The sequence below is a fragment of the Flavobacterium sp. N2820 genome, assembly GCF_025947285.1.
Lineage (GTDB): Bacteria > Bacteroidota > Bacteroidia > Flavobacteriales > Flavobacteriaceae > Flavobacterium.
In genome coordinates, this window is sequence record NZ_CP110008.1 from 697,546 (window position 1) to 711,028 (window position 13,483).

The window sequence follows — 13,483 nt, forward strand, 5'->3', positions numbered from 1 at the left end:
TTTTCTATGAAATTAGTGAGCAGCTCCTGCTTCAGCAGCACCAGAAGGTATACGGATATTTTCTACAATATCTTGTACTTCTTGTGGTGGCGCAGGTGTAAACTTACTTACTACTAAAGCAACAATAAAGTTTGCAATCATAGCAACTGTTCCAAATCCTTCAGGAGAAATTCCAAACCACCATTCAGATTTGTCTGGCATATCACCAATCCAACCTAATTTGAATTTTGCCATATAGTATAACATTAATGCCATACCTACAACCATACCTGCAACTGCTCCTTCTTTGTTCATTTTTTTATTGAAAATACCCAAAATAATAGCAGGGAAGAATGATGCAGCGGCTAATCCGAAAGCCAATGCTACAACCGCTGCTACGAACCCAGGAGGATTAATTCCAAAGTAACCAGCAATTACAACAGCAACAGCGGCAGAAATACGAGCAGTCCATAATTCTCCTTTTTCAGAAATATTTGGGTTAACCATTTTCTTAATTAAATCGTGAGAAACGGCCGCAGAAATTACTAACAATAAACCAGCAGCAGTTGAAAGTGCAGCAGCTAAAGCTCCAGCAGCAACCAATGCAATAACCCAGTTAGGTAATTTTGCAATTTCAGGATTTGCTAACACCATGATATCATTATCGATATACAATTCATTAGCACTTTCAGCATTGGGTTGGTCTTTTTGTGGTTTACCGTCTTTCAATACAAATGCATCTCCTTTTACATATTGAATTTTTCCATCAGCATTTTTATCATTATAGATTAAAAGACCAGTTTTTTCCCAGTTTTTAAACCATTGAGGCATGTCGGCATAATTTTTATTACTAACTGTTTCGATTAAGTTAGTTCTTGCAAAAACAGATACTGCAGGAGCTGTTGTATATAAAATTACAATAAATACTAATGCTAATCCAGCAGATTTACGTGCATCTTTTACATTTTTAACCGTAAAGAAACGAACAATTACGTGAGGTAATCCTGCAGTTCCTACCATTAAAGCTAAAGTAATTGCCAAAACGTCAATCATTGATTTTGAGCCATCTGTATATTCGGTAAAACCTAATTCTGTAGACAATCCATTTAATTTATCTAATAAATAAGTATCTGTTCCAGCTACTGTTCCTCCCATTCCTAATTGTGGAATTGGATTTCCTGTCATTTGTATTGAAATGAAGATTGCAGGAACCATAAAAGCAAAAATCAATACACAATATTGTGCTACTTGCGTATAAGTAATCCCTTTCATTCCACCTAAAACCGCATAAAATAAAACGATTATCATTCCGATGATTACACCGGTGTTAATTTCAACTTCTAAGAATCTTGAAAATACAACTCCTACTCCACGCATTTGACCCGCTACATATGTAAATGATACAATCAAAGCACAGAAAACAGCTACTGAACGCGCAGTTTTTGAGTAATAACGATCTCCAATGAAATCTGGCACCGTGAATTTCCCAAATTTTCTCAAATAAGGAGCTAAAAGTAATGCTAAAAGTACATAACCTCCGGTCCAACCCATTAAGTAAACGGCTCCATCATAACCTGCAAAAGAAATAATTCCTGCCATTGAAATAAATGATGCGGCAGACATCCAATCGGCAGCAGTTGCCATACCATTAGCTAATGGAGAAACCCCTCCACCTGCTACATAAAACTCTTTAGTAGAACCTGCTCTTGTCCAAATAGCAATTCCAATGTAGATTGCAAACGTAATTCCTACAATAATATATGTCCAAATTTTTACATCCATGATTATAATTTTTTATCTTGTTAATTAATCGTTATCAAAACCGTATTTCTTATCTAATTTGTTCATTAAACGAACGTAGACAAAAATTAAGATTACGAAAACATACATTGATCCTTGTTGGGCAAACCAAAAGCCAAGTGGAAATCCACCTAATTTGATTGTGTTTAATTGGTCTACAAATAGTATTCCTGCTCCATACGAGCATAGAAACCAAATGCTTAAAAGAATTAGAAGGTATCTTAAATTTTCCTTCCAATAAGCCGTAGCGTGTTTTTGATCACTCATTGTTTATTAGTTTTTGATTGTTTATTATAGGTAAATCATGGCTTGAAGCGTAACAGTCCCTGTTTCGTTATCACCAAATTTTTCGTTTTTATACTCTAATGTTAATTTTGAATTGTGTCCATTCATGTATAAATTAGAACCAATTCCAAAAACAGTTCTATTATCATCAACTGCATCATAGCTATTTGATGCATAAGAGATATAAGGTTGAAGTTTTGTTAGTTTTTCGGTTGGAATTAAATATCCAGCGTGTCCATAAATCATACTTCCTGTTCCATAGGCATTGAATAAATAATCTTTTCCGTAATTATTATTTTGATAGGTTGCATAAGCTGTAATAGCTCCTTTTTTATCTCCAAGTGGTACATCATAGAAAGCATCAACTGCAAAAACTGAAACATCTTCTCCAACATTAGTAGTTCCATCATTCATAACACTTCCTTTTGGATGTAAAAAGAATCCAGCACCAACATTAAAGACTTTTTTAGTACCTAAATATGAACCTACTCTAAAAGGTAAAAAGTTACTTTCTTGCTCTAAAAAGCCATATTCAAAATAACCTGCATAATTCATTCCAGCATCTTTAGATCCTAATACTCTTCTTCCTCCGTAGACTGCTGTATTAACATTATCTGCAGGATTTCTTGCATCTAAACCATTTGTAATTGCTTCGTTGATAGAAACTCTATATTGAAATTTTCCAAATGTACCTTTAGCATATACTCCTTGGTGTCTTGCAAACTGGTCTGATAAGCCCAATGTTGCCCATGATTGTCTGTTATTATCAAGTGTCATGAAGTTTAACGTTCCTTGACTATTTAAACGTGAAATACCATTCCAATAATGTAATCCAGATCCAATAGCATGGTTTTTACCTAAGGCATATTGTACCCAAAAATCATGGAAAAATAACTGAGAACTTTCTCCTTTTCCAAGGGGTGACATATTATCTGCATTAAGTGAGTTTAATCCAAAATGCGTTAAGACTAAAAATTTTGGTGTAATTTGAGCATACGTTAAAATTCTTGCTCTTCTTGTAGAAAATTCAAATGCTTTTTTGTCATCGGGCAAATTGTCATTGTATTGCCCCCACATTTGCCCCCAAGCGATTACACGCATGTACTTAGACCCATCTTCATTAAGATTGAATTTCATACCAGCTCCATAATCAGGAGAACCTTGTGAAAATGAATATGCTGAAAAGAGTAATCCAGCAACTAATAATAATTTTTTCATAATTTAAGTTTTGGTTAGTGTTGCATTTCTGCTTGACCAAATTCTAAAATTATGTTAATGAAAAAAATTGTAATATATAATTTTGTAAAATGGTATAGTTAATCTTTAAAACGTTCCCATTTAATAAGCATAAACTTATCGCCAAGCTCTGTAATAATCATACCCGCACCAGACAATCTATCTTTGTTTTGAAGGTATTCAACCAGCTCATTGTGCTTGAAAATCTTATAGGTTGGATGATAATTAGGATGTGGCGGTTTTTTGATTTTAAACTCTTTCACCCAATTGCTAATCGATACGTGCGAAACCCCCAAAATACGCTCAATTTCTCTAAAACTTAAACCTTCTAAATACAGTTGTAATGCTTTAGTAACATAGTAATCATCTATCTTTTTACCTAATTTGTTGACAGTGAAATAATAATTACAAGATTTACACAAATACCTTTGTCTATCTTTGATTACACCACTTTTTACAATTGAATCGCTTTGGCATTTGGGACATGCTAAAATCTCCATATATATAATTTTTGCATAAATATACTAATTTTGCAAAATATACAAAAATATTGTTCGTAATTTTTCAAATATATTTTTTCACATATCACAATTATTTTGAATAAAAATTACACATAATGCAATAATAATCAAATACTCGCTTTTTTATGATTTTAGAATGTTCATAAAAATATTCAATTTTATCAAAAAAGTATAGTTATGACTTTAAATTATTTTACTTAATTTGTAGAAACAACACTAAACTATGCAATTCGATATTCAACATACCGAATCTTCCGCTTTATACAAGCTTTTAACTGGAACCGTAATTCCAAGACCTATTGGTTGGATTTCAACAGTTGATGCTCAAGGAATGAACAACCTTGCTCCGTTTTCTTTTTTTAATGTCGTAAGCGAAGATCCTCCTCACGTAATGTTTTCTACTGTTCGCACAGGAAATAAAAACAAAGACACATTGAATAATGTATTAGATAACAAACAATTCGTGGTCAATTTAGTAACCGAAGATGTGGTCGAACAAATGAATACTACCTCACAAAGTGTTGCTGCTGATGTTGACGAATTTCAATTAGCAGGTGTTACTCCTATTGATGCTATTTATATCAAGCCAAAACGTGTCAAAGAAAGCTTAGTGCATTTTGAATGTGAAATGGTACATCATTATTTTATTGAAAAGCATCAAAATGGTGGCGCTTGCATTATTATTGGTAAAATAATCACCATGCATATTGACGATTCCATTCTAATGGAGAATCATAAAATCAACTTAGACAAATACAAACCTGTTGCTCGTTTAGCAGGTTCAAATTATAGTAAATTAGGAGAAATTTTCTCTATAAAAAGAGGCTAGAAATGAATTCTGATAGATTAGAAATAAATTGTGCAATGCAAATTCAAAAACCTGTTCATGAAGTTTTTGAAGCCATTATAAATCCAGAAAAAATGGCTTGTTATTTCATTGCTACTAGCACAGGAATAATGGAAGAAGGCAAAAATATCATTTGGAAATTTCCTGAATTCGACTACGAATGTCCTGTTAAAGTTGGAAAAGTGGAAAACAACAAATACATTTCATTCTATTGGGAAAATGCTGGAGTTGACTTATTAGTAGAAATTCAACTTTCAGAAAAAGAAAACAATTCAGCTTTAGTTACGATTACAGAGAAAAGTATGAAAAATAACGAAGCAGGTTTAAAATGGCTTTCCGGAAATTCATTCGGTTGGTCCAATTTTCTTTCTTGTTTAAAAGCCTATTTAGAATATGGAATCAATTTGCGTAAGGGCGCTTTTGATTTTATGAAGCAATAAAATTAATAAATAAAATCTGCGGAAATCCGTATTTGCCAGAGCAAATTCGTTTTATTCGCGTGCTAATACATATGAAAATAACAATTATAGGTGGTGGTCCTGGCGGACTTTACTTTTCGATATTAACCAAAAAAGCAATGCCACATTGCCAAATCGATATTTACGAGCGCAATAAACCCGACGATAGTTTTGGTTTTGGTGTGGTGTTTTCAGACGAAACCTTAGGGGAATTCCTAAAACGCGACATGCAATCATACGAACTCATTCGAAGTAAATTTGCCTATTGGGACGATATTATCGTGGCTCGTGATGGCGAATCAGTAAATATTGCCGGAAATGGATTTTGTGGTTGTTCCAGAAAAACACTTTTACAATTATTACAACAAAGATGTGTTGAAGAAGGCGTAAATCTGCATTTCGAACAAAATGTAGATGATTTATCTCGATTTGCGGATTCGGATATTATATTAGCTTCTGACGGAATTGCAAGTGCCATCCGAACAAAACATGAGAATGAATTTGGAACTAAAATCGAATTAAAGAAAAACAGATTTGTTTGGTTAGGCTCTACAAAACCTTTAGATGCCTTCACTTATTTCTTTAGAAGTACACCTCAAGGAACTATTGTTGCGCACTCCTATCAATATGAAGAAGGCATGAGTACGTGGATTTTTGAATGTAGCGATGAAACGTGGCAAAAACACGGTTTTGAAGTTACAAATGAAGAAGATACCATGGCAAAAATAGCTGAAATCTTCAAAGAAGAATTAGACGGACATCCACTAATTTCAAATAAATCACATTGGCGTAAATTCCCACATGTAACAAATGAAAAATGGTATCACAACAATATTGTTTTGCTTGGAGATGCAAAAGCTACAGCCCACTACTCTATTGGTTCAGGAACAAAATTAGCTATGGATTGTGCCATCGGATTATCGGATGCCGTAATTGCTAATCCAAACAACGTTCAAGCCGCTTTTGAGCAATACGATAAAACCAGAAGAAATACGGTAGAAATGATTCAATATGCCGCAGTAGTTTCTTTAGATTGGTTCGAAAATATGGATCGTCATATGCAACATCCGTTCCAACAATTTGCGTTTGGATGCATGACACGTTCAAAAAAAGTAACATATGAAAATTTACGTTTAAGAGATAGTTCGTTTACGGATAAAGTTTTAGAAGAATTCAATGACAATTACAATGTCAATATCAAAAATCAATCAGCAGCTTTTTCAAAATTCAAATTAAGAAAATTAGAACTCCCAAACCGCATCGTAATGGCGCCTATGGGACAATATTCCGCTGTTGATGGTGAAGTTTCCAATTGGCATTTGGTGCATTACGGAAGTCGCGCTACGGGTGGTGTAGGATTAATCATAACCGAAATGACGGCAATTTCCGAAACTGGAAGAATTACAGAAGGTTGCGCGGGAATTTATAATGCAGAGCAATTGAATCAATGGAAAAAAATTACCGATTTCATTCATAACAATACATCCACAAAAATTGCAATTCAATTAGGACATTCGGGTCGAAAAGGTGCTACTAAAAAACCTTGGGAAGGCAAAGGACCAATGGAAACACCTTGGAATTTAATTTCCGCTTCTCCTATTCCATTCAATGAAAATTTCGCTACTCCTAAGGAAATGACTTTGGAAGATATGGAAGAAATCAAATCACAATTCATTCAAGCGACCAAAAACGCAGACGAAGCTGGATTTGATATGATTGAATTACAAGCGCATCATGGCTTTTTATTGGCTTCTTTCTTATCGCCATTAACCAATATTCGTACGGATGAATTTGGCGGAAGCATAGAAAATCGTTTAAAATATCCTTTGGAAGTATTTAAAGCAATTCGTGACGTATTTCCAACTGAAAAACCAATCTCAGTGCGAATTTCAGCTACCGATTGGGCAGAAAATGGAATTTCGGAACAAGAAGTAATTGCAATAGCAACTGCTTTTAAAGCTGCTGGAGCTGACATCATTAATGTTTCAACAGGAAATACTGTCGCAGGTCAAAAACCATTAACGGGTAGAATGTGGCAAACGCCTTTTTCGGATGCCGTTCGAAATACTGTCCATATCCCAACTATAACCGCTGGCTATATTCAAGATATCGACCAAATCAATACGATTCTTTTAAACGGAAGAGCTGATTTAGTTGCATTAGGTAGACCATTATTGTTGGATGCTAATTTCGTGAGAAACGCACAAGCTTACGAACAATTTCAAGCGAATGACATTCCAAATCCATATAAAATGGGAGTTTCACATTTGTATCCGCTAAAAGCTTCGGAAAGAAAACAAGTGGAAGGTATGAAAAAGGCATTAAAACCTAAAAGTAATAAAAAGTAGTATTAAGATTGTAGAATTGAGTATTAAGACAAAATTGCGACTTTGCGACTTTGCGAGAAACTAATCATTATGAAACATTACGAAGATAATTTTACTCACAATAGCTTACCAGCTTTGGAATTACAACCAGAATACACCTTTTTGGATTTAACGCAATTCCAACAACCTGAAATGCTGAATTGCGTCGATAAACTATTAGACAATCATATTAGAGAAGGTCGTGGAAATAACAGTTGTATTCGCACGTTTGAAGAAACTTGGACGTATCAAGATTTGTATGAAAAAGCGAATCAAATTGCACATGTTTTGGTGGATGATTTAGGATTAAAATCGGGTAATCGCGTTTTGATTCGTTCGGCAAATAATCCAATGATGGTAGCGTGTTGGTTTGCTATTTTAAAAGTAGGTGGAATTGTTGTGGCTACCATGCCCTTGCTTCGTTCTAAAGAATTAACGACTATTATCGATTGTGCTGAAATTTCGCATGTATTGTGCGATAAGGAATTGGAAGAAGAAATCCATTTGGTTAAGTCTGATTTCTTAAAACAAACGTGTTTTTACGGAAATTCGCAATTGGAAGAATTAATGGCAGCTAAACCAAAAACATTCGACAATTATCATTCAAAATCCGATTCCGTTGCATTGATTGGTTTTACTTCAGGAACAACAGGTTTGCCAAAAATGACAGCACATTATCACAAAGATATTTTGAATATTTGTGAGGCGTTTCCACAATATTCGCTACAACCTACTCCAAAGGATATTTTCACAGGAAGTCCTCCATTAGGATTTACATTCGGTTTAGGTGGATTAGTTTTGTTTCCAATGTATTTTGGCGCTTCGACATTTTTAATCGAAAAACCGAGTCCAGATTTGTTGTTAAAAGCGATTCAAGACTTTAAAATTACGATTTGTTTTACCGCACCCACCGCTTGGCGTATCATCACAACAAAAGTTCAGGATTATGACATTTCAAGTTTGAGAAAATGTGTTTCTGCAGGAGAAACCTTGCCGTTAAAAGTTTGGCAAGATTGGTATGATGCTACAGGTTTAAAAATCATAGATGGAATCGGAGCTACCGAAATGTTACATATTTTTATTTCTTCCAATGAAGAAAATATGAAACCCGGCGCTACTGGTAAAGCCATTGCAGGTTACGAAGCAAAAATCATAGACAAACAAGGTAACGAATTACCAAGAAACGAAGCCGGAAGACTAGCCGTTCGTGGAATTACAGGTTGCAAATACCTAAACCGAGAAGAAAAACAAAGAGAATACGTCGAAAACGGTTGGAACATCACAGGTGATATTTTCCGTCAAGATGAAGAAGGGTATTTTTATTTTGTGGCGCGTGGTGATGATATGATTATTTCTTCAGGATATAATATTGCGGCAATTGAAGTAGAATCCGTACTTTTAACCCACGAAGATATTTTGGAATGTGCTGTAGTAGGTTTGCCCGATGAAGAACGAGGAATGTTAGTTTGTGCGCATATTGTATTACACGATACAACTAAAGCAACAGATGTAATGAAAAATCGTATTCAACACTGGTTCAAAGAAGTAGCTGCTCCCTATAAATATCCAAGAGTGATTCATTTCGTAGAATGTTTACCGAAAACGGAGACTGGAAAAATACAGCGATTTAAGTTAAAATAAGTATAAAGATTTTAGTATTAAGTATCAAGACATATATAATGAGACAATTTATAAAACAAGAAAAAGTACGTTTCCAAAATGTTGATCGTATATCTATTACAATGAATGTGAAATTGATTTTTGCTTTGCTAATTTTATTATCATCATGTGCAACAAATAAAAATGATAAAATAGAAATAAAATCACTATTTAATCAAACAAAAAAGATTGAAATTTATGCCTATTTGGATCAAAACAGATGGGAAAAAAAAGACAGAAATGAATATCTTAAAGCAAATACTATTAATGATATTCCATCAAAATATTTAAGAAATAAAATAGTACTCAATCATAATCAAATAAAAAAATTAGAAAAAGAATTAATAAAATCAAAACAAAAAATAGAAGACAGAGCAGATTGTTTTGACCCAAGACATACTATTGTATTTTATAATGAAAATGAAAATATTTTAGGTGATATCGAATTATGTTTTCAATGTAGTAGAGCAAGTTCATCTAAAAAATTAAAAATATTAGAAGATAAAATGTTATTTCAGAGAAAACTTTTTCAAGAATTTGGCATCAGCTATTTTGAAGAAACTAAAGAAGAACAAGAAGATTTTATAAATAAAATGAAGGAACTAGAATTAAAATTAGAACGAAAATATAAAAATAAAAATGAATAATTACTTCACAAAAAAAGAAAAAGTACGTTTCCAACATGTTGATTATGCTGGAATTGTCTTTTATCCCCGATTTTTAGAAATGCTAAATTGTTTAGTAGAAGATTGGTTTGAAGAAGCCTTAGAACGTCCTTTTTCAAAAATGCACGAAACCAATGGTATTCCAACGGTTGATTTAAAAATTCAATTCAAAAACGCTGCTAGATTAGGCGAAATCTTAAATAAAAAACTTTGGGTAAAAGAACTAAAAAACTCTTCCATACTTTGCGGATTTCAGTTTGTAAATGAAGCAGAAAATACGGTTTTAGAAGGCGAAGTTACCTTAGTAAACGTAGCTTTCAACCCTCAAAGAAATGGCATCAAAGCCGAACCTTTCACAGAAGAAATGAAACAAAAAATAAAGCAATACGAATTATAAAACTAGGAACACGGATACAATAAATTATGTAAATTTTAAAAATTTCTACAATCTGTGTTCCAAAAAAAACAATTCACAAATGGAATTCAAAAAATTCAAAGCCGCAACCGTTCAAACGTCACCTGTATTTCTAAATGTAGAAAAAACAGTAGATAAAGCCATTTCTTTCATTAAAGAGGCAAGCAATAACGGAGCTAAATTAATCGCTTTTCCAGAGGTTTTTATCGCTGGATATCCGTATTGGAATTGGATTATGACGCCTGTTCAAGGGAGTAAATGGTATGAAGAATTGTATAAAAATTCGGTTGACGTAACAGGTCCTGAAATCAAAAAATTGTGCTTAGCGGCAAAAGACAATGACATTCATATTGTGATGGGAATCAACGAGCGAGGTAAAAGCTATGGCGAAATTTACAATACCAATTTAATCATTGACAACAAAGGTGTTATCGTTGGAAAACACAGAAAGTTAGTCCCAACATGGGCTGAAAAACTAACTTGGTCTTCAGGTGATGGCTCTTCGCTAAAAGTGTATGATACTGAAATTGGACCGATTGGAACCTTAGCTTGTGGCGAAAATACAAATACTCTAGCACGTTTTACGCTACTTTCTCAAGGTGAATTGATTCATATTGCCAATTATATTTCACTTCCTGTGGCTCCACCAGATTACGATATGGCGGAAGCGATTAAAATTCGTGCCGCAGCGCATTCGTTTGAAGGTAAATTGTTTACAATTGTTTCATGTTCAACGGTTTCGCAAGAAATTAAAGATGCCTTACGTGCCGATGTTCCGAATGTAGATGAATTATTGGATAGAAAAAGTTCAGCTTTTTCAGGATTTATAGGGCCAAATGGTGCTGTTATTGGGCAACCGCTAATCGATGAAGAAGGCATGGTTTATGCCGAAATTGATTTAGCAAAATGCATCCAACCGAAACAAATGCACGATATTTTAGGCCATTACAATCGGTTTGATATTTTCGATTTGCGGGTAAACGTGGCTCCTACTCGAAAGATTACGTTTATTGATAATCACGAGGAGTTTAATAAGAGATAATAGCCACGGATTTTACGATTTTCATGGATTAAGAAATATAAAAATCCTTTTTAATCCTTTAATCAGTGGCAGAAAAATAAAAAAAAATGGAAGAAAATAACTATTCAGACGACCAATACGGAAGAGCTCGTGTTCAAGACTCTCCCGAATTAATTGCGTACTACAAAGAATTAGAAACACTTGGCGCTGGTGCCTTATGGACAGTGGCCAATGATATAGAACCTTGGGAACCACGTTCTTCTTCTGTTCCAATGCTTTGGAAATATGACGATTTACGCGAATTAGTCCTAAAATCATCCGAATTAGTAACTCCTGAACAAGCCGGAAGACGCGTAGTGTATTTGGTTAACGATAATCGAAAAGACGTTTCTGCAGCTGTGGGTTGGTTATACACCGGAATTCAAGTCACGCGTCCTGGAGAAAGTACTTCGGCGCATCGTCATCGTGCTTCTGCCCTACGTTTTATTATGGAAGGCGAAAAAGGATATACGGTTGTAGATGGCAATAAAATTATGTTAGAAGTGAATGATTTTGTCATTACACCAAATTCTACTTGGCATGAACATGGCGTTGAAGAAGGCGGAAAAACATGTATTTGGCAAGATGGTTTGGATATTCCGTTAGTTAATGCTTTAGAAGCCAATGATTATGCGGTTTATGATGGGAAACAACCCTTAACAGCGCCACTGAATTTTTCACCAATTACATATGGTTGTGCAGGATTAATTCCAGCCGATAAAACTTGGGATAAACCATATTCCCCGCTATTCAAATATTCTTGGAAAAATGTTTATCCAGCATTATTAGAAGCACAAAAAGTAAATGAAATCAATCCGTTTGACGGTATTTTTATGCAATATTCGAATCCTTTAACAGGCGGACATGTAATGCAAACTATGGGTGCAGCGATGCAATTATTACCGGCTGGATTCAAAGGGAAAGCGCATAAACATACGGGCTCGTTCGTGTACCAATGTGCGAAAGGAAAAGGCTTTACTATTATTAACGGAAAACGTTTTGATTGGAAAGAAAGAGATATTTTCTGTGTACCGAGTTGGGCTTGGCACGAACACCACAATTTATCCGAAACAGAAGAGGCTTGTTTATTCAATTTTAACGATTTACCTGTAATTGAAAAATTAGGCTTATTTCAAGGAAGAGAATTAACAGAAAACAACGGACACCAACAAATTCAATAACAATATCAAGTTCAAAAATCAATAATAACAAAAACTTTGCGTAAAACTTAGCACTCTTTGCGTTTAAATAAAGAATATGAAACTACTTACTTATAAAACACAAGATATTGAGCCTCGTTTAGGCTTTATTCATAACAACCAAGTCATCGATATGCAGGATTTTGGTGATATTTCTAATTTTCCATTACCAAATGATATGTTGGAATTAATTGATATGGGATTTGAAATCATTGCTGAAATTACCGAAATGATTGCGGAAACTCCTGAAAATTTCTTCGAAGAAATTGCCTATGATATGGAGGAAGTTACCGTTTTGGCTCCCATCGAAAAACCAAGAAAAAACATCATTGGAATTGGTTTAAATTATACCGAACACGTGGCAGAAAGCGCTCGCACTTTAGATACCACAGGAAAGCTTCCAACAAAACCGATTATCTTTTCAAAACCACCAACAACCGTTACCGCTACGAATACTCAAATTATCAAAAATACGAAACTAACTTCGCAATTGGATTGGGAATGTGAATTGGCGGTAATCATCTCAAAAAAAGGAAAATACGTTCCGAAATCTGAAGCATTGGATTATGTATTTGGATATACAGTGATTAATGATATCTCTGCCCGTGATTGTCGTCGTGAAGGCCAATGGATTGTTTCTAAAGGTCAAGATACATTCGCTCCAATGGGACCTGTTATTGTTACGAAAGACGAAATCGAAAACCCACACAATTTGAATTTATCATTAAAAGTGAATGGAGTTGAGAAACAAAATTCAAATACAAAATTCATGTTGTTTAACATCAATGATTTAATTGAAGATTTAAGCACGGTTTTTACTTTAGAAGCAGGTGATATTATCGCAACAGGAACTCCAGCAGGAGTTGGCGCAGGAAGAAATCCACAAGAATGGATGTATGATGGTGATGTTGTTGAGGCAACAGTGGAAGGAATTGGTACAATAGTAAATACAATTAAAGAAATATAATTACAAGGAACACAGATTAGAGAAAT

The 13,483-nt window shown here is 34.3% G+C and carries 13 protein-coding genes; 9 read left to right on the forward strand and 4 right to left on the reverse strand.

Annotation, left to right across the window (positions count from 1 at the left end; genetic code table 11):
* Window positions 1-12: 12 nt before the first annotated feature.
* The 4 genes from OLM52_RS03275 to OLM52_RS03290 all read right to left on the reverse strand — a co-directional run bounded on the left by OLM52_RS03275 (window position 13) and on the right by OLM52_RS03290 (window position 3,800).
* The gene (locus OLM52_RS03275) at window positions 13-1,761 is read right to left on the reverse strand and encodes a sodium:solute symporter family protein (RefSeq protein ID WP_264549719.1); all 1,749 of its coding nucleotides are present in this window, start codon (window positions 1,759-1,761) and stop codon (window positions 13-15) included.
* A gap of 24 nt (window positions 1,762-1,785) precedes the next feature.
* Entirely contained in the window at window positions 1,786-2,046 is a 261-nt protein-coding gene (locus OLM52_RS03280; RefSeq protein ID WP_262318614.1) for a DUF4212 domain-containing protein, read from the reverse strand.
* Between the two features lie 24 nt (window positions 2,047-2,070).
* Window positions 2,071-3,282, reverse strand: a complete 1,212-nt coding sequence (locus OLM52_RS03285) for a hypothetical protein (protein WP_264549720.1) — start codon at window positions 3,280-3,282, stop codon at window positions 2,071-2,073.
* Window positions 3,283-3,380: 98 nt separating this feature from the next.
* Window positions 3,381-3,800 (reverse strand): hypothetical protein, encoded by a 420-nt coding sequence (locus tag OLM52_RS03290; RefSeq protein ID WP_264549721.1) that lies wholly within the window; start codon window positions 3,798-3,800, stop codon window positions 3,381-3,383.
* Window positions 3,801-4,044: 244 nt separating this feature from the next.
* Between OLM52_RS03290 and OLM52_RS03295 the strand changes: the two genes are divergently transcribed.
* The 9 genes from OLM52_RS03295 to OLM52_RS03335 all read left to right on the forward strand — a co-directional run bounded on the left by OLM52_RS03295 (window position 4,045) and on the right by OLM52_RS03335 (window position 13,457).
* Window positions 4,045-4,650 (forward strand): flavin reductase family protein, encoded by a 606-nt coding sequence (locus OLM52_RS03295; protein WP_264549722.1) that lies wholly within the window; start codon window positions 4,045-4,047, stop codon window positions 4,648-4,650.
* Window positions 4,651-4,652: 2 nt separating this feature from the next.
* Window positions 4,653-5,108 carry an SRPBCC domain-containing protein gene (locus OLM52_RS03300; RefSeq protein ID WP_264549723.1) on the forward strand — a complete coding sequence of 152 codons (456 nt, stop codon included), beginning with the start codon at window positions 4,653-4,655 and terminating at the stop codon, window positions 5,106-5,108.
* 71 nt (window positions 5,109-5,179) lie between these two features.
* Window positions 5,180-7,474, forward strand: a complete 2,295-nt coding sequence (locus tag OLM52_RS03305; RefSeq protein ID WP_264549724.1) for a bifunctional salicylyl-CoA 5-hydroxylase/oxidoreductase — start codon at window positions 5,180-5,182, stop codon at window positions 7,472-7,474.
* 69 nt (window positions 7,475-7,543) lie between these two features.
* Window positions 7,544-9,133 (forward strand): AMP-binding protein, encoded by a 1,590-nt coding sequence (locus OLM52_RS03310; protein WP_264549725.1) that lies wholly within the window; start codon window positions 7,544-7,546, stop codon window positions 9,131-9,133.
* 38 nt (window positions 9,134-9,171) lie between these two features.
* The gene (locus tag OLM52_RS03315) at window positions 9,172-9,798 is read left to right on the forward strand and encodes a hypothetical protein (RefSeq protein ID WP_264549726.1); all 627 of its coding nucleotides are present in this window, start codon (window positions 9,172-9,174) and stop codon (window positions 9,796-9,798) included.
* Window positions 9,791-10,213 carry an acyl-CoA thioesterase gene (locus OLM52_RS03320; protein WP_264549727.1) on the forward strand — a complete coding sequence of 141 codons (423 nt, stop codon included), beginning with the start codon at window positions 9,791-9,793 and terminating at the stop codon, window positions 10,211-10,213. Before OLM52_RS03315 ends, OLM52_RS03320 begins: the two co-directional genes overlap by 8 nt.
* A gap of 79 nt (window positions 10,214-10,292) precedes the next feature.
* Window positions 10,293-11,273: a carbon-nitrogen hydrolase family protein gene (locus OLM52_RS03325; RefSeq protein ID WP_264549728.1), complete on the forward strand. Its 981-nt coding sequence runs from the start codon at window positions 10,293-10,295 to the stop codon at window positions 11,271-11,273.
* 86 nt (window positions 11,274-11,359) lie between these two features.
* Entirely contained in the window at window positions 11,360-12,472 is a 1,113-nt protein-coding gene (locus OLM52_RS03330) for a cupin domain-containing protein (RefSeq protein ID WP_264549729.1), read from the forward strand.
* Window positions 12,473-12,548: 76 nt separating this feature from the next.
* Window positions 12,549-13,457 carry a fumarylacetoacetate hydrolase family protein gene (locus tag OLM52_RS03335; RefSeq protein ID WP_264549730.1) on the forward strand — a complete coding sequence of 303 codons (909 nt, stop codon included), beginning with the start codon at window positions 12,549-12,551 and terminating at the stop codon, window positions 13,455-13,457.
* Window positions 13,458-13,483 lie beyond the last annotated feature (26 nt).